This window comes from uncultured Fibrobacter sp., from assembly GCF_947305105.1.
Taxonomy (GTDB): Bacteria; Fibrobacterota; Fibrobacteria; order Fibrobacterales; family Fibrobacteraceae; genus Fibrobacter.
This window is the reverse complement of the sequence record NZ_CAMZCS010000009.1, coordinates 43,836-65,584: the sequence shown is the minus strand read 5'-3', so window position 1 is coordinate 65,584 and position 21,749 is coordinate 43,836. Positions and strand designations below refer to the sequence as shown.

Annotated in this window: 16 protein-coding genes and 1 riboswitch; of the genes, 13 read left to right on the top strand and 3 right to left on the bottom strand. The window is 52.0% G+C overall.

What is annotated here, in order from left to right; genetic code table 11:
- Positions 1-43: 43 nt before the first annotated feature.
- Positions 44-1,828 (bottom strand): aspartate--tRNA ligase, encoded by a 1,785-nt coding sequence (gene aspS / locus Q0Y46_RS06425; RefSeq protein ID WP_297945939.1) that lies wholly within the window; start codon positions 1,826-1,828, stop codon positions 44-46.
- Positions 1,829-2,221: 393 nt separating this feature from the next.
- Here aspS and Q0Y46_RS06420 point away from each other — a divergent pair, with 393 nt between their 5' ends.
- The 3 genes from Q0Y46_RS06420 (at position 2,222) to Q0Y46_RS06410 (ending at position 4,191) form a co-directional block, all read left to right on the top strand.
- Entirely contained in the window at positions 2,222-2,560 is a 339-nt protein-coding gene (locus Q0Y46_RS06420; RefSeq protein ID WP_297945937.1) for a DUF5674 family protein, read from the top strand.
- Positions 2,551-2,886: a hypothetical protein gene (locus tag Q0Y46_RS06415; protein ID WP_173799527.1), complete on the top strand. Its 336-nt coding sequence runs from the start codon at positions 2,551-2,553 to the stop codon at positions 2,884-2,886. The genes Q0Y46_RS06420 and Q0Y46_RS06415 overlap by 10 nt, the downstream gene beginning before the upstream one ends.
- 63 nt (positions 2,887-2,949) lie before the next feature.
- Positions 2,950-4,191, top strand: a complete 1,242-nt coding sequence (locus Q0Y46_RS06410) for an FISUMP domain-containing protein (RefSeq protein ID WP_297945924.1) — start codon at positions 2,950-2,952, stop codon at positions 4,189-4,191.
- A 119-nt stretch (positions 4,192-4,310) separates the two neighbouring features.
- On the opposite strand, the gene Q0Y46_RS06405 is transcribed toward Q0Y46_RS06410, so the two are convergent.
- Positions 4,311-5,606 carry an ATP-binding protein gene (locus Q0Y46_RS06405; RefSeq protein ID WP_297945922.1) on the bottom strand — a complete coding sequence of 432 codons (1,296 nt, stop codon included), beginning with the start codon at positions 5,604-5,606 and terminating at the stop codon, positions 4,311-4,313.
- 264 nt (positions 5,607-5,870) lie between these two features.
- Here Q0Y46_RS06405 and Q0Y46_RS06400 point away from each other — a divergent pair, with 264 nt between their 5' ends.
- The 3 genes from Q0Y46_RS06400 (at position 5,871) to Q0Y46_RS06390 (ending at position 10,379) form a co-directional block, all read left to right on the top strand.
- Positions 5,871-6,716 carry a hypothetical protein gene (locus Q0Y46_RS06400; RefSeq protein ID WP_297945920.1) on the top strand — a complete coding sequence of 282 codons (846 nt, stop codon included), beginning with the start codon at positions 5,871-5,873 and terminating at the stop codon, positions 6,714-6,716.
- Positions 6,717-6,789: 73 nt separating this feature from the next.
- Positions 6,790-6,994, top strand: a riboswitch (cobalamin riboswitch).
- Positions 6,995-6,997: 3 nt separating this feature from the next.
- A complete protein-coding gene (locus Q0Y46_RS06395) occupies positions 6,998-9,058 on the top strand; it encodes a TonB-dependent receptor plug domain-containing protein (protein WP_297945918.1) in 2,061 nt (686 codons plus the stop codon).
- Positions 9,059-9,101: 43 nt separating this feature from the next.
- Positions 9,102-10,379 (top strand): PQQ-binding-like beta-propeller repeat protein, encoded by a 1,278-nt coding sequence (locus Q0Y46_RS06390; RefSeq protein WP_297945916.1) that lies wholly within the window; start codon positions 9,102-9,104, stop codon positions 10,377-10,379.
- 81 nt (positions 10,380-10,460) lie between these two features.
- Here Q0Y46_RS06390 and Q0Y46_RS06385 read toward each other — a convergent pair whose 3' ends face one another.
- On the bottom strand, positions 10,461-12,578 hold the full coding sequence (locus tag Q0Y46_RS06385) for an HD domain-containing phosphohydrolase (RefSeq protein WP_297945914.1): 2,118 nt from the start codon (positions 12,576-12,578) through the stop codon (positions 10,461-10,463).
- A 390-nt stretch (positions 12,579-12,968) separates the two neighbouring features.
- Here Q0Y46_RS06385 and Q0Y46_RS06380 point away from each other — a divergent pair, with 390 nt between their 5' ends.
- The 7 genes from Q0Y46_RS06380 to Q0Y46_RS06350 all read left to right on the top strand — a co-directional run bounded on the left by Q0Y46_RS06380 (position 12,969) and on the right by Q0Y46_RS06350 (position 21,629).
- Positions 12,969-14,501: a T9SS type A sorting domain-containing protein gene (locus tag Q0Y46_RS06380; RefSeq protein WP_297945913.1), complete on the top strand. Its 1,533-nt coding sequence runs from the start codon at positions 12,969-12,971 to the stop codon at positions 14,499-14,501.
- 155 nt (positions 14,502-14,656) lie between these two features.
- Positions 14,657-15,919 carry a putative DNA modification/repair radical SAM protein gene (locus tag Q0Y46_RS06375; protein WP_297945911.1) on the top strand — a complete coding sequence of 421 codons (1,263 nt, stop codon included), beginning with the start codon at positions 14,657-14,659 and terminating at the stop codon, positions 15,917-15,919.
- Between the two features lie 12 nt (positions 15,920-15,931).
- Positions 15,932-16,819: a TIGR03915 family putative DNA repair protein gene (locus Q0Y46_RS06370; RefSeq protein ID WP_297945909.1), complete on the top strand. Its 888-nt coding sequence runs from the start codon at positions 15,932-15,934 to the stop codon at positions 16,817-16,819.
- Positions 16,820-16,964: 145 nt separating this feature from the next.
- A complete protein-coding gene (locus tag Q0Y46_RS06365; protein ID WP_295679625.1) occupies positions 16,965-18,578 on the top strand; it encodes a cellulase family glycosylhydrolase in 1,614 nt (537 codons plus the stop codon).
- Between the two features lie 216 nt (positions 18,579-18,794).
- A complete protein-coding gene (locus tag Q0Y46_RS06360; protein WP_297945907.1) occupies positions 18,795-19,679 on the top strand; it encodes a TIGR02147 family protein in 885 nt (294 codons plus the stop codon).
- Positions 19,672-21,108, top strand: coding sequence for a LamG-like jellyroll fold domain-containing protein (locus Q0Y46_RS06355; RefSeq protein ID WP_297945906.1), 1,437 nt, complete (start codon positions 19,672-19,674; stop codon positions 21,106-21,108). The genes Q0Y46_RS06360 and Q0Y46_RS06355 overlap by 8 nt, the downstream gene beginning before the upstream one ends.
- The gene (locus Q0Y46_RS06350; RefSeq protein ID WP_295679618.1) at positions 21,105-21,629 is read left to right on the top strand and encodes a PAS domain-containing protein; all 525 of its coding nucleotides are present in this window, start codon (positions 21,105-21,107) and stop codon (positions 21,627-21,629) included. The genes Q0Y46_RS06355 and Q0Y46_RS06350 overlap by 4 nt, the downstream gene beginning before the upstream one ends.
- Positions 21,630-21,749: the final 120 nt, after the last annotated feature.

Here is a 21,749-nt window from a genome sequence, read left to right as displayed (position 1 = left end):
TAGCGGTGGCAAATTTTCCTAACCACTAACCACTAATCACTGCTTACTTTGTCTTCGGCATCTGCACGGAGATGTGGATGTCCTGCAGCTGCTGGAGGTCGACTTCGCTCGGGCACTGGTCCATCGGGCTCGAAGCGCTCGTGTTCTTCGGGAACGCGATGAAGTCACGGATGGATTCTTCGCCTTCCATGGTAGCCACGACGCGGTCGAGACCGAAGGCGAGACCACCGTGCGGAGGAGCGCCGTACTTGAAGGCGTCGACGAAGAAGCCGAACTTTTCCTTCACCTGTTCTTCGGAGAGGCCCAACAGGCGGAACACCTTCTCCTGGACTTCCGGGTTGTGGATACGGATAGAACCGCCACCGATTTCCACACCGTTCAGAACGAGGTCGTAGGCTTCGGCGTTGCAATCCTTCAGGTTGCCGCCGAGCATCATGTCGAGGTGTTCCGGGAGCGGGTTGGTGAACGGATGGTGCATGGCCATGTAGCGGCCTTCGGTGTCGCTGTATTCGAACATCGGGAATTCGGTAATCCACACGAACTCGCGCTTCTTCGGATCGCGGAGACCCTTGATGCGGGCGACTTCCAAGCGGAGCTGGCCCATAGCCGTAGCAGCAACCTTTTCAGGGCCTGCGATGAAGAACATCATGTCGCCGCACTTGGCACCGACGGCGTCGCGCAGTTCGTTGAGCTGTTCGGTCGTGAAGAACTTGCCGACCTGGGTTTCCACTTCGTCGTTTTCCTTGACGCGCATCCACACGAGGCCCTTGGAACCGTACTTGCCCACGTAGGCGGTGAGTTCGTCAATCTGCTTGCGGGTGAAGTCCACGCAGCCCTTGGCGGCGATACCGCGGATCTTGCCACCGGCGGCAACGCAGTTCTTGAACACGCCGAATTCGGACTTGGCGCCGATTTCGGAAACATCGTGAATCTCGAGGTCGAAGCGGAGGTCCGGCTTGTCGGAACCGTACTTGAGCATGGCTTCGTGCCACTTCATGCGGCGGATCTTCTTGGGCGGTTCGAAGTCCCAGACCTTGCCGAGCACTTCGGTCACGAACTTGTCGAACATCGCCATCACATCGTCCTGGTCAACGAAGGACATTTCGACGTCGATCTGCGTGAATTCCGGCTGACGGTCGGCGCGGAGGTCTTCGTCGCGGAAGCACTTGGCAATCTGGAAGTAGCGGTCCATGCCGGCAATCATCAAGAGCTGCTTGTACTGCTGCGGAGACTGCGGCAGGGCGTAGAACTTGCCCGGGTTCACGCGGCTCGGCACCAGGTAGTCGCGGGCGCCTTCCGGAGTGGACTTGCAGAGCACCGGAGTCTCGATGTTTTCGAAACCGTTAGCGTAGAAGAAGTCGTACACGGCCTTGAGGAAGCGGCTCTTGAGGAGGAGCTTCTTCTGGATCCACGGACGGCGGAGGTCGAGGTAACGGTACTGCAGGCGCAGGTCGTCGTTTTCCTTGCATTCTTCGTTCGGGTCGTTGATGGCGAGCGGGGAGGTGAGGGCCGCGTTCAAAATTTCAATCTGGTCAATCTTGACTTCGATTTCGCCCGTAGCGAGCTTCTCGTTCGTGTTGCCTTCTTCGCGGGCGTAGACCTTGCCGGTCACAGTAATCACGTATTCGTTGCGGAGCTGTTCGGCGGTCTTCATCACGTCGGCGTTGTAGTCCGGGTTGAAGACGATCTGGGTCTTGCCATACTTGTCGCGGAGGTCAACAAAAATCACACCACCATGGTCGCGGCGGCGATCCACCCAACCGGCGAGTGTTACGGTCTGGCCAACATCTGCCTTGCGCAGCTGGCCGCAGTTATGAGTACGTTTCATGTTAGTATCCTTGAAGATAATTTTTCGGGGCAAAATATAGAAATTAGACGAGAGACGAGAGACGAAAGGCGAAAGATTTTATGCCTTAACAAGCGCGAAGCGCCATTATTTCACTTTCGTCTTTAGTCTGTAGGCTCAAAGAGCCGTTCTTTCGTCTAAAAAGGGGGAAGAATCCCCCTGCCTGCAGCCCCAAAAGGGTCTTCCGGCACCCCCTCGCCTAGGGCGGACAGCACTTAGCACTTTTATACGATACTAGGTGCTTTAGCACCTTAGTAGAGTTATCCTCTTTGGGGAAGTGCTTAGTGCGCATGGCCACCAAGGTGGGGCCCCGCCCCTAAGACCCCTAACGGCTTCCCGAGGATGTAGTGTGTTTTTTTATTATAATTGTGTTGTATGGTAATCTATTCTGAATCGTTTGACAAGAAAATTCTGTTGGAATTGCAGGCGCATTACTTTGGCGATATGGTCAAGGGTGTTGTCGATGTTTCTGAAAGAAAAATTGCTTTGGATGCGGAAATGCATGCCGACTTGGAAACTCTTCTTTTGCAGGAAGGGTCCAAACAAGAAAATCTTTGGGGCTTTAACCTTTATCCAGAAATGGATGGGGAAGACTTCCTTGAATTTGATTCGTTGATTAATATTCGTCCTAATCAGGGAAATCGTAGCCGTGGCGTCGAGGATCCTGCTATTCAGGAAAAAATCAAGGATATAATCAATTCCTTATGCAAGTAGAGAACGCTCAACACAAGGAACTTGCAGCGGGACGATGGGCCGAAATGCCGTTGTCGATGCAGATGCTGAATATCGGCAGTGAAATCTCGCGTGCAAACCGTTGGAAGGCTAAGGGAAACCAGAACCAGGTTGAAAGGGCTGTTTTCAGGGCCCTGGAACTAATCGACCTTACGATTGAGGCTCAGCGTGGCAAGCATAGCCTCAAGGAATTCACGCGAATGAGGGAAACTGTCTGCGACTACTACCTTGGGGATAATTTCTACAGGTCCACGGGGGAGCAAATACAGCGCGATTTCGATATGTTTTTCCCTTGCGCGAAGAAATAATTTACTGTAACGCAGGCCTTTAATTATATTGATATGCGGACTCTTGACCGAGAGGAGAATTTTATGAAAAAGTCCTTCATAAAAGGTCTGATTGCTTTTGGATTTTGCGCGGCAGTGGTCGGTTTTGTTGCCTGTGGCGACGAAAGTTCAAGTGGTCCCTCAAAAAACGAGGAAACCGGCATCGAAACCGAAGTATCTTCGTCGAGCGAAAAGGCTGATGCGTCTTCGTCTAGCAATAAAAAGATTGCTTCCACTTCGTCAAGTAAAAAGATTGCTTCGTCGTCTTCGACTCCTCGCAATGACAAGAAATCTTCTAGCAGCGTCAAGGACGAAGTTTCTTCGAGTTCAGCTAAAAACAAGGAATCCTCTAGTTCCGGTAAGGTAGAGTCTAGCAGCAGTAAGAACGAGGTGTCCTCAAGTTCCAAGAATGTTCAATCATCTAGTTCAGACAAACCTGTAGAATCTAGCAGCAGCAAGGCGAAATCATCTTCATCAGAAATCAGTTCTTCCAGCGTGAAACCGGCAGAATCATCGTCATCGGAAAGTTCGTCAAGTGTAAAGCTGGAAGAATCATCCTCGTCAGAAGAAAGTTCATCAAGTGTAATTGAAACTTCTTCAAGTAGTTTAGTGGCAACAGGTGTTTGCAAAACAAGGACTGAAGACAATTGCATCTATGGTACATTGTATGATGACCGTGATGGAAAAACTTATAAAACAGTAAAAATTGGCGAACAGGAATGGATGGCGGAAAATCTCAATTATGAAGTGTCAATAATTTCCAATACATCTATTTGGTCTACATGCTACAAAGGAGGTGCTGATTCTTGCGTAATAAAATATGGGCGTTATTACACATGGACTGCCGCCATAGATTCTATTTCGTTATATACACAGTATTCCATACAATGTGGAGCAGGAAAAAAATGTTCCCCATCTGATACTGTTAAAATAAAGGGCGTGTGTCCTAATGGTTGGCATCTTCCCAATCAAAAAGAATGGGAGAAATTGGTAAACTTTGTTGGCGTTTCTAAAGCTGGCGATGTTTTAAAGAGTTTCTCTGATTGGGAGAATTGGCCTGGAATTGACTCGTATGGTTTTTCTGTTCTTCCGTCAGGAGTTGTTCACAATGCTTCATTTTCCAACCGTGGCAATAAGAGTTATTTATGGACAGCAACGGATCATGATAATTATTCTGCGCAATGCGCCCAGTTTAATTATAGTCAAGTGAGAAAAGATGTCGTTATGTTTCAAACTGAGTCAAAATCTGCCGTTGAAGCATTGCCTGTACGCTGCGTAAAGAATTAGTGTAGCGCAGGCTCCCGACTCCATCCTACACGATGACATTTCAATTGACTGATTGCGCTGGGCTCTTCCCCGGCGTTATTTTTTATGAGGGAACCAGGGGGAGGCTTACCCCTTTTTTATCAAATGCAAAAAACGGCGTAACATGGCACAGACATGATGCCGTCCGTGCATCCGAAGTTCTTCTTTGAAATCCGGATAGACGTCTCGCAATTGAATTGTTTGCGGAAGATGCTCATGCTGGTAGATTTTGTGTGAACACCCTTCTTTACTTCAACAGGTACTATTTTATCCTGGAGTTGAAGGACGAAATCCACCTCGGCAGTGTTCTTGTTTTTCCAGTAGAAGAGGCGGTGGCCATTGGTTGCAAAAGCCTGGGCTACGTAATTCTCGGTAAGACCGCCCATAAAGCCGTTGTCAGGCTCCGTCTCGGACAGTATGACTTGCGAGGCCATTCCCGACTTGAACGTGAGCAGGCCGACGTCGCCCATGTATATTTTGAAGTCTGACATGTCTACATACGCCGCCAGCGGCATAAAACCGTTGCTTACAAGGCTGCATCTGGAAATGAGCCCGGCAAATGAAAGCCAATCCAGCGATTCTCCGAATATGGTCGCGGTGCCGCCCCGTTGCACAAGCTTGTACTGGAATTTTCGATTCTCCTTGGCGAGCTGGACGGGAATGGAATCGTAGCATCTGCGAATTTTTACAGCGAGACTGGGAGTTGCATATTTCGACATGTCGGCAGAATAGTCGTTCAGGATTCTGTTCTGGATTTCGGTCGGGGCAACAATGCTGCTTGTATCGATAAATTTTTGTATGACCGCAGGCATTCCGCCAAGGACAAGATACTGTTTGTAGCGCTCGATGGCCTTGTTGTGAGCGGGTTCTTCCATGGGGGTCATCGATGCGTAATGTTCCCGAATCGAATCGGCGAGAATCTTGTCGCCGCAAGCCCAGAGGAACTCCTCGAAATCGAGCGGGAAAACCGTTATCTCGTGGACCTTGCCTACGGGGAAAGAAAATTTTTCGCGGTTGATGGCGACACCGAGCAGACTGCCCGCCGCGCTGACCGCATACTGGGGTGCCTCTTCGCAGAACGCCTTGAGCGACATGAGCGCCCTTTCGCAACTTTGAATCTCGTCCAGGATAATCAGGGTCTTGTGCGGCTTGATCTGAATCCCGGAAACCGACTCGAGCGCATGGACTATCTTTTGGGGATTGATGTCCCCGTCGAACATCTTGGCGATGGAAAGCTGGGTTTCCAGGTTCACATGGACCGTGTTTTCAAAGTAGGTCTCTCCGAGCCAGTCGAGAAGGTATGACTTGCCAACCTGGCGCGCGCCTTGCAGCAGGAGCGGCTGGCGTTCCGACGATTCCGCCCATTCGACGAGCTTATGTTCGATTTTCCTCTCCATACCCTAAATATAACTAAAAAGTATGGAAAAATCAAAAACTCTTGATTTTTTACCACTTTTTGTTCATTTTTAAGGATGAAAGCCTCTCCTGCGATGATTTTGCTAGGTGCTGTCTTACAGCTCCACGTAGGAGCCGACGGACATGATGTTGAACTCGCCTGTGGTTCCAGATTTTCTTTGAATTTTGAAATGCACGATTCACAGTTCCTTCTGTAGTACTCATATTACTATATTTTATTTGAAATTTTCACCTCGGAAGGATCTATGAAATCAAAAATAATTGCCTTTGGTATTGCTTTGCTGGCCCTTTCGGCCTGCGATATGCAGCAGCCCCGTCAGACCGCTGCCCCCGATGTCAAAATTGACGCGAACACGACCGACGACCAGAAGTTCTCTTACATGCTGGGTTCTCAGTTCGGTGGGCCGAGCTTCCAGAACATCGGGATGCAACTTGGCGAGTATTTTGAAATCGATTACCTTGTCCAGGGCGTTCTCGACAATTCGAAGGCTTTCAAGGACACGAACTTCAAACTCCAGATTCCGCGCGATTCCATGCCGGCGATTGATGCCTATTTTGCTGCACAGGCTGCCGAACGCCAGAAGCTTGCAAGGCCCGACAGTGCAACCGAAATGTCTTTCGAAGGCGACTTCTCGAAACTCCGCGCTTACGTGGATTCTGCCATGAAGACGCTCCCCATCAAGCCGGCTGCGAAGTATCTGAACACCACGGTCACGCTTGGCGAAAAGTCGACACCTATCCAGAAGTATTCCTATGTCATGGGTACCCAGCTCGACATCATGTTCCATGGTGTCGAAAGGCAGTTCGACCAGGAATTCGACCTCAATTACTTTATCCAGGGCCTTCGCGAGGCTTGCCTGAACGTGCTGGACACAAACTACAAGACTCAGTTCCCGATGGATTCCATCAAGGCCGTCAACGACCGCTACGTCGTGAAGATTCGTGAGCACATGGAGAAAAAGCGTGAAGAGTTCATGAGGCAGCAGCAGGCTGCGCAGGATTCCGCAGCTGCCGCCAACGATTCTACGGCGAAGGATACCGCGGCCGCCAAGGCCCCTGCGGCAGAAGCTCCTGCTCCAGAACAAAAGTAATCCTTGACATTGTCGATTGTAAAGAGGGCCGCCGTTTGGACGGCCCTTTACAATACCCCCTCATATATTTAAATTTTTCGCAAATAGTTTTTGTGCCCCGAAAAGCCCGATTTGGCGTAAGCCAAGTCGGAGAGAATCCGGTGAAAAACCGGAGCGGTCCCGCCGCTGTAAGGGTGGACGAAACCGGCAGAATTTCAAAACCAGTGTGCTTGCATGCGAAGGAGCCGGCGTAGGACGATCCCCGAGCCAGAAGAACTGCAAAAACGTTTCTTAGAGGTTTGATGCGAAAGACGTCATTCTTTAAGGTTGCATGTGTTGCAGCTTTTTGGTGCTGCGCCCTTGCCTGGGCGGGCGGTGCCGCAGTCCCTCCTTCGGAAGGTTCCCCGGAGGATGTGTCTATCGTTTCTGCAAACGACCCTGTGCAAGATTTGGGCTCTTCGGATGTGGTAAGCGCCACCGGTTATCTGCCCGCACAAGATGTAAGCTATACCGAAATCAATTCGTCGGCTTGGGAGGGCAAGTCGCTGACGGCGGCAGACCTCCTTTCGACGCTGCCTGGGATCCAGTCGTACAAGCAGGGCGGTTTAGGGAGTTTCCAGTCGGTGTCCATTCGTGGGATTGCGGCGAGGAACATTTTGATTTGCGTGGATGGCGTCCCGCTGAACGATGCGAGCGGCGGCGCGGTGAACCTCGCGTCTATCGACCTGAACCAGATGGAAAAAGTCGAGGTGTTCAAGGGGAATGTCCCTGCGAAGTTCGGCGTGACGGGGCTCGGCGGTGCAGTCAATTTCGTGACGAAGAATGCCGTGAAGAAGGGCGGGCGCGTCTTGCTTGCTTACGGGAACCACAACACATGGGAGGGTGCCTTCCAGGTGAGCTCTCCGGTGACCGACAGCATCATGTTTGCCTCTTCGTTTGCCACCAGGCATTCCGACAACGACTACGAGTACACGAACCGCAACGGGACGCAATACAACGACGACGATGATTATACGGCAACGCGCCAAAATGCAGAATATACCGACGTGTCGGGCAACGCGCAGTTCCGCATGCTGCACGGGAACGGCTCATTCTCGACTTTGTCTGTGACGGCGACCCGGTTCGAAGGCGGGAACCCCGGCAAAGAAGAACAGCAGACGGTCGTGGCCGATTTTGTCGGGGAGTCGGCGCTTATCCGCTATGGCTTGGAATCGCCCGGCTTTTTTGACGATGCGCTTTTCTTGTATGGCGGGCTTTCGTACCGGTTCGACAAGAACGTTTCGAGTTCCTATTATCCGTTGGATCACCTGGGCTATTCGATCAACGAATATCTGGAATACGGTGCGGCGGTCTACAAGTTTGTCCCTGAAGTCTCGGCTGAATGGGCTTTGTGGAACCGTCTGAAGGGTGCTGCCCGTGTGGCTGCGGAGTGGGAACGCGCCGAAGCGCGTGGCGTTTCTAAGGATTGGGCGCTGGACCGCTTGAACTTGGTAGGCTCTGGAGACCTGTATTACCAGTTTTTCAAGTATGCGGGGCTCGGTGGCGAGGGCTCGGTGCATTTTCTGAAGGACCATCTGGACGAGGGAACCTTTGTTTTGCCCACGGGAGGCCGTACCCTGGATGAAGCTGAAGACCGTGATTTGACTCTTTCGGGGCGCGCCTACACTCGCCTCGGGAATTCCGAAATACCGGTGACGGGGGAGGTCTCGCTGGGCCGTTTTTACCAGCAGCCCGCCCTGATGGAACTTTACGGGACTTTCCCGGGAGCCTTGTCGAACCCGAAACTCAAACGGGAAAAGGCGACCAAGTTCGAGGCCTCTGGCTTGTTCAAGGTGCCGGGAGGCCACACATCTTTGAGGGCTGCGTACTTTGAATCGCATATCGAAGACGGTATTTGCTGGGTGATTGTCGTGGAACACCTGCATGCCGAAAACATCGCCCGTTCGCGGGTGCGCGGTGCCGAATTCGAACTCAACAGCACGCCTGCAAAATTCCTGGATGTCGTGTTGCGAGCCACATTCCAGAAAACAGAAGACCGTTCGAAATCGGATACGTATAACGGGAACAAACTCCCCGGGGAACCTGACCGCAGCTATTTTGCCGAGGCCACGCTCCACTTGCCGCTGCATCTGGATTTGATGTGGGCGTCGGAATGGCGCAGCATCATGTACAGCGACCGTGCGAACCGTATGGACCAGCCGGCTGTGGCAAACCATCGCGCCATGCTCTCGTACAATCCGTTCGAAAAGACGCGCCTCGCTTTTTCTGTGGATAACATCACCGACGAAAAATACCGCAATTTTTATACCCCATTCCCCATGCCGGGGAGGGAATACAAGTTCACCATAATACAGGGGTTCTAGCCCCCGCGCAAAAAAATGCGTAAAGCCAGAAAAGGAACACAAAATGAATAAAATGAAAAAGAATGTCATTGCGAGTGTGGCGAAGCAATCTTTCGCCGCATTGTCCATTGCCTCTCTCGTCTTTATGACGGCTTGCGGCGACGACTCCAGTTCGGGCCCGTCTTCTACAGGCGATGAACCGGAACTCAGTTCGTCGTCTAACGATGACGAAGGCAGCAGCTCTTCGAAGAAGAAGGACAAGAGTTCCTCTTCTGTCGAAGAAGCCAGCAGTTCTTCTGTTGAAGAATCCAGCAGCTCTTCGGAAATAAGTGTTTCCTTGACGGGTGTGGTCTTTGGTTCCGACTACTCGACTGGCGAACTCCGCTGGATTGACAAGGACGGAAAGATTTCTGAAAGTTCCCTCTCCTTCCACCAAGATTCCAAGGTCGTTACGAACGGAGCCGACCTCTATGTGCTGGAACGCAAGGGTGCGGATAACATTACAAAGATTGACCCCGAGAAGTTGGAATCCAAAGGCAAGAAGGCCGTAGTTTGGCAGGTTTCTTTGGACGATGAAGCGAATCCGGTTGACATGGCTTTTGATGGAGATCAGGCCTGGGTCGCTTTGCAGAATGCCGACTCCCTGGTGAAAATTTCGACGGAAGACGGCAAGGTTAAAAAATCCATCAAAATCGGAAAGTTTGCTTACGAAGGCGAACATTCTCCGTATGTGGCCGACATCGAACTCGATGACGGCTCCCTCTATGTGTTGATGCAGCGCTACACGCAGGATGAAAACTATGTGGTTACTTATCCCAAGGGCCTGCTCGCTATCTACGATGCCTCTACGGGCGACCTGAAGGATACGATCCAGCTCAAGAGCAAGAATCCCTCGAACGTCGCTGTTATTGGTGGTAATGTCTATGTGGCGACTCATGGCGAATACAATGCTGCTTACGGCACCGATGCCGACAGCCAGCGCGGTATCGAGAAGGTGAATGTCTCCAAGAAAAAATCCGAATTGCTGATTTCCGGTGAAGATCTGGGTGGTGGCATTGCTTCTATGGTTGTCGATGGCGAAGTTGTCTACGTGAGCATCAACCTCGGCTACGACGAAAATTATGCTGCAATACAGGCCTTGAAGAAGGTCGACATTTCGGCTAAGAAGGTGGATGATGTCGAAGGATTTACCGACATGTCCGGCTCCATGGCTATTGACGATGGTTTGCTCTATGTCGGTGACCGCTCCGTTCCTGCTGTTGTCACGTGGAACGGCAAGAAGAAGAATACCATCAAGCAGCCGAAGGGTGCCCTTCCTCCTTACAATATCGCTTTGTTTTAATTGCTGATTAAGCGATTGATGCTTGTATAATTGAATCGCGGCCCCTTTAGGGACCGCGTTCTTTGTAGTATGTTCAATGGATTAGGCTTGCGTTTCCGGTGGCTGTTCTGACTTGTTCAGTTTGGTACGTTCGTTGTAGAGCTTTTCGGAAATGTGGCAGAAGGCTTCTACGACCACGGGGTCGAAATGTTTGCCAGAACCCTCGGTAATGATGGCCATGGCCTTTTCGTAGGTGAACGGCTTCTTGTACACGCGTTCGGCCACAAGCGCATCGAACACATCGGCAACAGCCATGATTCTTGCAGACAAAGGAATCTCTTCGCCCTTGATTCCAGTGGGGTAGCCTGAGCCGTCCCATTTCTCGTGGTGGTAGTGTGCCATTTCGATGGATTCCTTCAGGTAGTTGTCGTCCATCGTGTTGTTCGCGTTTGCCTCGATCTTGGAAAGGATCTTCATGCCCTGCGTGGTGTGGCTCTTCATGATGGCGAATTCTTCGTCGGTGAGCTTGCCCGGCTTGTTCAAAATCAAGTCGGACACGGCAATCTTGCCGATATCGTGGAGCGGCGCGGAGCGTTTGAGCTTGTCTTTGTAGGTGTCGGTCAATATGTCGCTGAACTTGCCTTCTTTTTGGAGTTCTTCGGCAATGGCTTCCACGTAGAACGCCGTCTTTTTAATATGGTCTCCCGTACTCGTGTCTCTTGCTTCGACCATTTCGGCGAAGTTGATAATGATTTCATCTTGCATCCGGGTGATGCGGGCTGCTGCGGCCTCTAACCTTTCGATGAATTCCAGCGAGTCCTTACAAGTTTTTGTGAGCGCTTTGTAGAGGTATTCGATTTCGTCGAAGGTGCGGATCTGCAGGGATTCGAGTTCCTTGAGCCCGTTGACGCGGCCTTGTTCCAAACTGTAGGCAAAGTGAATCGAGGCTGCCGCCATGCGGTTCACTGGATGCACGATACCCCGGTTCACAAGTTCGAGGACGATGCTCATGATGATGATGGAAAGCCCGAAGAACATGGACAGGAGCTTGATGAAGAACTTGGCCTCCTCGTAGATGAGGTCTCCCATCGAAATGTCGACACCCACGTAGGCGACTGTATTCCCTAAGGAGTTCTTCAGCGGTTCGTAAGCAGTCAGCAGCCAGCCGTATTCGTCAATCGTGACAATCGGCTCGACATGTTCACCCCGGAGGAGGTTCTCGCGCACGGGTGCAAAGCCTTGGTTGAACGCAACTCGGTCGCCAGGCTTGTCCGGCAGAACACCGCTCGTGTCGCGCGCCTCCAAGTCGAATACGACGACACTGCTGTCGTTGGTAATCCTGTAGACGTAGAGGTAGAATACCTGTGGGAACCCATCGCGGATACGGTACAAGTCTTTCTCGATGTCGTCGTAACCTTGTGCATCGTGCCCCAGGGTCTCCCACTCCTTGATCCGGTCGCCGTCGATGATTGCTGCGGCCGAAGCCCCCACACCTTGAGCGATGGCCTTGTTCCTGGCAATCGTGACCTGGCGGTACAGGATGAATCCGGTGGTGCTGGCCAGGGCTCCGAGCAGGATTTCGGCAACGATAACCATGACGACAACCTTGCGCAGCAGGGAACGCTTGATGAGGTGGCTGCCGGACTTTCTGGAATGTTCACCGAGGTGCGGGTCGAACAGGAATACGTTGCTGAAAAGGCTCTTGAATTTGACGGGAATGTTGCGGTAGATGAGTAGAGATGTGGCGACTACGATTGTCTTGTCAATCATGTCGATGACAAAGTCTGCCGAAAGCTGGGAAAAGAATTTCGAGAACCCGAGGTGCTGGTAGATGGCGAGGGAGAACGGGGCCGAGATGCCTTCACCGAAGTCGTAACCGTACAAGAAGTAGGTGAGTATGGAGCCGAGCCCACCACCCAGGAGGGCGAATGTAACTATGACGATGCATATCCTGGAAATGGTCTTGTAAAATCCATATTGCTGGAAGAGTGCGGCCGCCACGCCAATGAGAATACTGATGATGCCGTAGTAGAGCGTTTCCCAGTTGGAAAAACCATTGATGACGTTAGAAAAGAAACCGACAATAACTGCGGGGAGCGTACCGCCGAGCATGGCGGAAAGCAGTGTGCCGACATTGTCTAGGAATACGGGAATTTCAGTGGCTAAGGCTATTTTTGCAGGGATTATGTTCGCTAAGAGCGAAACAACTATCAAACCCACTGCGGACAAGAATTTTCTCGATTTAGTCAAAGAGAGCTGTTTCATAACCGCCTCTAAATTTACAAATCATTACAAGTATAATTTATTATGAAAATAGCAAGATAATAACAAAAAACATCAAAAAAATAACATTTGCGTAAAAAATAAGAAAAAAAAGAGGTCTCTTTTAAAAAATGTATAGTGAATATCATTCGGAATGGCTCTTTGGGGTGGGGTGCGGAAGAATGTGGTAGCAAGTTTTCATTGAAATCAGAAGTTTTTGTTCCGCGAACGAGCGTAAAAAAGTTTTTATAGACAATTCATCCATAAGCAGGCGGTTTTTCGGTGTAATCTTCGTCACATTGCGGGTTAGATTAGTCTGTAATGAGGATTAGGGAAAAAGGAGTACACATGAAAACATCTCATCTGCTTACGACCGCATGCTTTTTGGCATGTTGCGGGGTTACTTCCGCATATACCGTAACGGGTTTGGTTTCCGACGACCAGGGTAAGGCCCTCAAGGATGTCGCTGTCAGCCTTCTTAAAGAGGGGAAGACCGCGACAACGGATGACCTGGGGAAATTCACCATCCACGAAGACGAGCAAGATTCTATCAGTTTGTCCGTCCATCCTGCGTTCAAGAATTCTGTCGGGTACATCGGTGTGAGCAATGGCGTGCTTTCGTATTCGCAGGGAAGTTCTTCGCCTGTGCAGATCAAGGTGTTCAATTCCCTTGGCCACCAGGTTTTCAAGAAGACCATGCAGGGCTCCGGTACGTATGACTTGAGTAGGGCAATCAAGGCTCGCGGTACGTATTTCGCGCATGTATCCGTGGGGAACGCCCAACAGAATTTCAGATTTACCGCCGATGGTAGCTTTGCCGGTTCCTTGACCGCTTCGGCAGAACATGCCCTCTTGAAAGCTGCCGCCCAGGGTGAGGCAATCCGCTTTGTCGCCGATGGCTTTGACACGCTCACCGTGCCGCTTGGCACGCTTGACACCACCCTCGATGTGAAACTCAAGGCTTCGGCTCCGCAGTTCAAGTTCGGGTATGCGCTCAAAAACGAGCCGACACCGAGCAAGGGGTGTGGCTCGGCATCCAAGTTGCAGAAGGTCAAGAGCGTCGAGAACGGCGACCAGTTCCAGATCAAGGTCGGCAGCGACAACCGCACCTACTTTATCACCCTGCCCAAAAACTACGACAACACCAAGCCGCACAAGGTACTGTTCGCGCTGCACTGCTACGGCAGCAACGGCGAGGACTTCGTACACCATGCCGCTGACTACGACCACCCGACTCCGTACTACGGCCAACAGGTTCTCGACAAGAACGGCGACTACATCTTTGTCTCTCTCGATGCGATTGGCGGCCTGTGGAACAAGGGCCAGGCCGACCACGATTTCTTCGCCCAGACGCTCACCACCCTGAACGAGAACTACTGCATCGACACGAGCCGCGTGTTCATTACGGGATTTAGCTACGGCGCCATGTTCAGCTACTCGCTGGCCCAAGACATGCAGGACCGCGTTCGCGCCGCTGCGACCTATGCCGTCGCCGATTACAACATCTGGCTGCCCGAAGGCGATGCCATGAAGGAATTGCCGATTGCCTGGATGAACGTACACGGCGTCAATGACGACCGCTGCGACTACAACCTTGCCAAGAACAGCGCTCTCCCGAGAATCCTCAAGCGGAACGCGAAAGTTGACGAAAATGGACAACGTGCCGAAGCTGAAAAAGAAAAGCCCGACGAAATCAAAGGCAATACGGGACATGTCTGTTATGACTTCACGGAAGTGGATCCGCGTTTCCCCGTCAAGTGGTGCAGCTGGCCTGGTAGCCACCAGTGGACTGCGCACGACACTGGCAACATGAGTGTCGGTTGGGACTGGCAGGGCACCTGGGTCCCCGAAGAGGTCCACAAGTTCTTTGAGCAATTCTAAAAAGTCTCCATAACCAACCCCCAGGGCCCGCCGGCGACGGCGAGCCTTTTTTTGTGAAAATCTATTGCATTTTTGAGCAGTATTTGTTAAATTAATGGTGAACAAACAAGCAAATGCTTTGTTGTGTAGTATTTTGCGTGTAATAGGCTAAAATCATGGATTTGCGTGAAAAGTTGAATATTTTGGGCGATGCGGCCAAGTACGATGTGTCGTGTTCGTCGAGCGGGTCGTCGCGCTGCGCCCCGAAGGGGGGCTTCGGCAGTGGCTGCGATGCGGGTATTTGCCACACTTGGGCCGCCGACGGGCGCTGCATTTCCCTTTTGAAGGTCTTGTTCAGCAACGCTTGCAAGTACGACTGCGCCTACTGTGTGAATCGGCGCAGCAACGATATTCCTCGGGCGACGTTTACTCCCAAGGAACTGATTGATTTGACGATGGAATTTTATCGGCGCAACTACATCGAGGGGCTTTTCCTGAGTTCGGCGGTTGTCGGTTCGCCGGACAACACGATGGAATTGCTTGTCCGCGTGGCAAAGGAATTGCGGACGGTCCACCATTTTGGCGGTTACATCCACTTGAAGGCGATTCCCGGGGCCAGCGCACGCCTGCTTTTCGAGGCGGGGCTTTATGCCGACCGCAGCAGTGTCAACATCGAGATTCCCTCGGATTCCGCCTTGCAGTACCTGGCCCCCGAAAAGAACTACGAGTCCATTTACCGCCCCATGAACTTCCTTGCCGAGCGCAAGATCGGCTACGATTCCGACCATGCCCGGCATTCCCCCAAGTTCTTGCCGGCGGGGCAGAGCACGCAGATGATTGTCGGTGCGTCGGGGGAGACGGACTTGCAGATTTTGAGGCTTTCCGCGGGGTTCTATCAGCAACAGCAGATGAAACGCGTGTATTTTTCGGGCTATGTCCCTATTAATGCGGACAAGCGCCTGCCCGCAATTTCGAGCAAGCCGCCTCTGCTGCGCGAACATCGCCTTTATCAGGCGGACTGGCTCATGCGTTTCTACAACTTCCGGCACGACGAAATCTTAGACGAATCCAATCCCAATTTGGATGTGGATTTGGATCCCAAGGCCATGTGGGCGCTCCGCCATCCTGAATTTTTCCCGGTCGACTTGCAGACGGCAGATTACGAGTCTATCCTCCGCGTTCCGGGAATCGGGGTCAAGTCGGCAAGGCTCATTGTGAGCGGGCGGCGCTTTACTCGCGTCCGTCTTGAAACCCTGAAAAAGATGGGGGTGGTGCTGAAACGGGCCAAGTACTTTATTTACCATCCCGATACTCCGGCGAGCCTCCGCAGGCTTTATCCCGAGATGGTGCGCCCGTTCCTTGTGGCCAAAAAAAGGCCCGAACAACTGGGCCTGTTCGACAACTATGTTCCCGCTTTGCCGGGAGCGCTTTCGCGATAGGCGGGGAAGGCCATGCTAGTTATTCATTATGATTCTACTTTTGACGGATTCCTGAGTGTCGTTTTCGAGATTTACCGCCAGCATCTCGACGTGGGCGATATTGTCCCGGTCCGGCCTTACGGGGCTGCCCAATCGGTGCCGACGGATTTGTTTTTGCAGCCGTTCCGGGTCGAATCAGACGAGGAATCTGCCCGGAGGCTCCGCCGGGCTATATTGAACTTGGCAGGCGAGGATGTGTTTGCTGTGTTGGATGCGGCCTTCCGGTCGGAGGAGTCGGGCGTCGAGATGAAGATTTTCGCTTACCTGCGCAAGCTCTTTGCGGGGGACGATCCCGCTTATGCCAGGAACCCGACGAGCGAGGAGATGTTGCCGCTGTTCTGTATTGCCCGTTCTGTCCGTCGCGAACAGGGGTTCATGCTCGGGGCGGTGCGTTTTTGCAAGGCTCCCGACGGCATGTACATTGCCGCGGTCGAGCCCAAGTACAACGTTGTCGACTTGTTGGCGCCTCATTTCCGCTCGCGCTTCCCCAACGGGCGCTGGGCCATTGTCGATATGGTGCGCCGTTACGGAATTTGCTACGAAAATTCGCGGACGCAGTTGGTGTCGGTCGCCGACCCGGAAGCAATTGCGGGGATTGAGCGGGCCGATAGTGTCGCGCGGATGTGGAAATCGTACTACGATTCGATGGCTATCAAGGAACGCCTGAACCCGGAACTTTTGAGGCGTTGCCTGCCTGTGCGTTATTGGAAGCACTTGCCTGAGCGCCAGGTGGATGCTTCTTCTCTGGTGATTGGCGGCAGGAATTCAGAGAAACGGGGTGATAATGGTCTAGGTGGAGCTAATTTGCCTTCTGCCGTGGCGCAGGGCCGTTCGCTAGCGTTGTCCCATAGCGGCATGTGATTTTTATCACACGCTACTTTGTAAAAAATATTGCTGCGTTTTCCTTCGCTTTTTTCTTTCTTTTTATTAGATTTTTTTTGTATTTTTTACGAAGTAATTTTTCGATGAAATGTTTCCCTCTGGGGCATTGAAGAGGTTTTTAGAGATGAATAGGGCTCCTGCCAAACCTGGCTTTTTTGTACAAGACCGCTTTTTGTACAGCAAGGACAACGAGAAGGTTGTCTTGCGCGGTATCAACCACATGTTTATTTGGACGGATCGGGATGGCAAAACGATTCCCGAAATTGCGAAGACGGGAGCCAATTGCGTCCGTATTGTCTGGAACACCCGTGGCCGCATCAGCGACTTGGACAACATCATCGGCCTTGCGATTGCAAATGGGATGATTCCTATTCCCGAAATCCACGATACGACGGGTAACTGGCGCCGCCTGCCCGATGCTCTTGACTTCTGGCTCCGCGACGAGACGCTCCAGGTCATCAGCAACCACCAGGAATATCTCATCATCAATATCGGTAACGAGCCGAGCGATGTCGAGCAAGACCCGAACGACTTTTTTGAAGCGTACAGCACGATTGTCATCAAGATGCGTGCCGCAGGCATTCGCGTGCCTATCATGATCGATGCCGACTTCTGGGGCCAGAGCGAAAAGAACATCTTCCGCATGGGCCACCAACTTTTGCAGGCCGACCCCGAACATAACCTCGTGTTCTCCATCCACATGTGGTGGCCTTCCGAAAGGCATAACGTTTCCTGCGGCTACGAGACCGTGGAAGGGCGTGTCACGGGCGTCCTCGAAAAGTCCGTGGAACTCAAGCTGCCCCTTATCGTGGGTGAATTTGCCCCGGTGGCCGCCGGCGACGTGAAGGAAATCCCGTACCGGCACATCATGGCGGAATGCGAACGCCTCAATATCGGCTGGCTCGCCTGGAGCTGGGGCCCGGGTAACTTCGACAGTCCCGAAATGGACATGACGGCCCACGGTTCCTACAACACCTTGATTGGGTGGGGCAAGGAAGTCGCGGTCGATAGCCCGCTCGGTATCCAGAATACGAGCGTTATCCCGGCGTTTATCCAGAACAAGAACTACACGACGGGCTCCCAGGGCACGGGTGCAAACCTTATCGAGAACGGTGATTTCTCGGCAGATCCGCCCCTCAGCGGCTGGACCACCGATTTCTGGGGTGGCAAGGCCGATGTGGTTGTCCATGGTGGCGAAGTCCGCTTCGACGTGAAGTCTGCCGGCAAGGAAACTTGGAGCTTGCAGTTCAAGCAGAGGCTCACCTTGCGCAAAGGCCTTACCTACATCTTTAGCATGCGTGCCAAGGCCGACAAACCGCGCACATTGAACGTGAATATCAAGAAGGATTGCGAAAATTACGTCCCTTATGCGAACGGTCGTATCCTTGACTTGAGCACGAGCTGGCAGAATTTTAGCTGGAAGTTCACGATGAAGGAAGATTCCGATACGGACGCCCTCCTCATTTACGATATGGGTGGCGTACCTATTTCGTGGACGCTGGCCGATATCTCGCTCGTGCATGCCCGCAGCGTGGCCGACCGCCTGAACCGTACGTTCCAGCGTAACGTCCAGAAGAATTCCGGGTTCTTCAATGCCCCGAACGGCCCTTGGGAACTCCATTTGTATTCTGCGACCGGCGAACTCCTCGAGGTGCTTGACCATGGCCATGGCGGGGAAGGGATGCGTCAGTATCCTAAGATTGAACGCAGCGGAATCATGGTTATCAAGGACATTTAGGGCGATTTTTCGCTTTTTTCCTCAAAAAAGGGACTTTTCGGGTTTTTCGCCCGGGGTCCTTTTTTTTATGCCTCCATTTGCCGTTACCAAACGGAATATTCCAGTTTGTGCGCTAAATCACTGTTTTTTTGAATCTTGTATCATAACTTTTTTGCGGTTTTTGATAAAAAATCGGCAAAAATACGCCTTATGTTAAAAAATTTTGATTTTTGTATCATGAACCTATTGCTTTTTGAAAAAGATGAATATAAATTAAGGACTATGAAACCCGTGATGGAATACAATAATTTTCGCATTTATGTACGCGACTTCTATTCGGAACGCAAGGACCGTTCCGGGTATACTTGGCGTGATTTTGCTAAAGCTGCCGGTTATTCTTCCCCTGTATTTTTGAAACTTGTGTGCGATGGCAAAGCGAATTTGAGCGATGTCGGTGTTGAACGTGTTGCTGCTGCGATGGGTTTGGTTGGTGTAGATCTGCAGTATTTCCGCCTTTTGGTGACGTTCAACCAGAGCAAGGATTCCGCGACGAAAAAAGCGGCCTATAAGCAGATGCGCTCTATTGCCGAAGAAAATTCCGTGAGCCTTGTCGGTGCCGATCAGTACGATTATTTTGAAACTTGGCACAATCCGGTTCTTCGTGAACTCGCTCCGAAAATGAAGGGGGCTACCCCGGCCAAGATGGCCGAACAAATCAAGTTCGGCGTCAGCACTGCCGAGGTCAAGAAGGCTTTGGCCATGTTGACCGAACTCGGCCTCCTCAAGAAGAATGAAAATGGTGAATATGTGCAGGCCAGCAAGTCCGTGACGACGGGCGATATCGATGTCACCGCGCTTGCCGTTCGCGATATGCACCGCCAGATGGGCAGCCTCGCTGTCAAGGCCATTGACGAAGTCCCCGTGGACGAAAGAGATTTCTCTGGAATGACCCTCGGTGTTTCCGAGGTGGCGTTCCACAAGATTGTGAAGGAAATCGCCGATTTCCGCCGCCGCATTGGCGCCATCGTCATGGACGATTCGGGTGCCGAACGTGTCTACCGCATGAATGTTCAACTCTTCCCCCTGACCAAAGATTTTATTGACGGAGGGGACCATGAGTAAGAAGAACCTTTGCATGCTGGTGAGCTGGGGCGTTGTTGCGGCGATTGCCTTCTTTGCGGCTTGTACTCCTGAGGATACGGCCGGTGGATTCGGGGAGGAGACGAATGCACTGGCTGGTATCCTCGTGAACGAGAAGGGTGAACCGCAGGCTAATGTTCGCGTATTTGCTCGCCATACTAAGGCGAACATCTCCGATCTTGTCGATACGACGGATGCCGATGGTAAGTTCGAATTCTCCTTGGTGCGCCAGGGCTCCTATGGCCTTTCTGCCACTAAGGGCAAATCGGCCATGTACAAGAGGGTCAATTATTATGGCCAGAGCATGGAAGTGAAGGCTCGCATGGTCGCTTCGACCGATGTCTCGGGCAAGGTCAACCTCCGTGAAGATACGTTGGCTTCGGATGTGGTAGTTTATATTCCTGGCAGCCCGTGGGAAGCCAAGACCTCGGACAAGGGCAAGTTCAGCTTTAAGGGCGTTCCGGAAGGCACTTATCCGGTGCTTGCGAAGTCCCCGGATCCGGTTCGCTTTGTCGATGTGTTCTACGTGGGTACGTTCGAAGATGGAAAGGCCGATTTTAACGGTCCTTATCCGGTGGATATGATCGACGCTGTCATGGCGAAGGCGGCTCCCGATTCCGCCAATGCCGTGGCTGATTCTTCTGAAGACTCCGAGGATGCCGATGTTCGTCTTGTGAACTCCGAAAAGTCGAAGAATATGCTCTTGCCGCTCTCTCCGGAGTATGGGACGCTTTGCTTGTGGCCGCTGGATTACCTTACCGAAGGGTTTGCCGGTACGAAGGTTTCGAGCGATGCCCGTGGGCGTACCGAAGGCGTGATTTTCTATGGGGACCCCGAACTCACGGAAGGCGTGTCCCGCAATGCGATTGTACTCAAGGGAGCGAATCAGTATGGCGTGGTCGAAAACGACCGCAATGCCTTGGATGACGCTACCGAAATGACGCTTGAAGCTTGGATTGACGTGGCGAAGCTGCCGTCGGATTCCGTTTACCGCAGGAACATTGTGGGTAAGCTCGGGTTCGGCTCCAGCGGCGACCAGGATGTGTTCAGTTTGTCGCTTGTCAGGGGCGAATGCGGCGTGAAGAAGCCGAAACTGGCATTCTTCATTGCGGCCGGTTCCGAAGAAGATTCCCTGGGCTGCGAAAATGCCGTCTTCTCGGACGTTGTCGAAACGGACAAGTGGATGTATGTCGCCGTAGTTTGGAACGGTTCTACACTTTCGATGTACGTGGATGGCCAGCTGGTCGATACTGCGAAGACGTCGGTCAAGAAAATTAATCCTTCTACCGAACCTATTATCTTCGGTAAGGAAAAACTGAATATTCAATTGGATGATGTGCGATTGAGCAAGACTGTGATTAATGGTGCAGACGTTCTCTATCGCTACTATCTTAAAGGAGGAGCACTATGATGGGCATGGATCTAAATTCATTGGAAACGGCCTGTTTCGAAGTTAACGAACATGGCCGCCTGATCAGCGGGAACAAGCGTTTCTGCCGCATGTTCGGCTTCAAGAGCGAAGACGAAGTGATGTGGCATTACGTCACGGACTTGTACCGCTACGAAAAGGATTGGGACGAATTCCGTAATTGCAACAGCACGGCACAACACCATTTTGTGTCCCGCATGCGTAACCGTAAGGGCCGCAGCTTCAAGTGCAGCATCGTTCGCGAAATTGTCCAGGATGCCGAAGGCAGGATGATTTTCCGTAACACGATTCGTCGCCTGGGCGATAAGGAAGTTGTGCAGGTTGTGGAACAGAACGAGGTGAATACTTCCTCGGTGGTGTTCTTGGCCAAGTGCGCTCACTGTGGCGAACAGATTCGCGTGTCGACCCTTGCCGAGACTCGTATGCGCATGCTTTGCGGCAGTTGTACCGCCAAGGCTTATCCCGAAGCATTTCATATATCCGCAGTCGCTGCGCAAATGTAGCGGCGTTTACTAAATGCCCAATTCATTTTAGTACTTCATCATATCTCCTAAGTCCGGCAGGTTGAACCTGCCGGGCTTTTTATATGCTAACAAAAAAGGCTCCCGTTTTTGCGGGAGCCA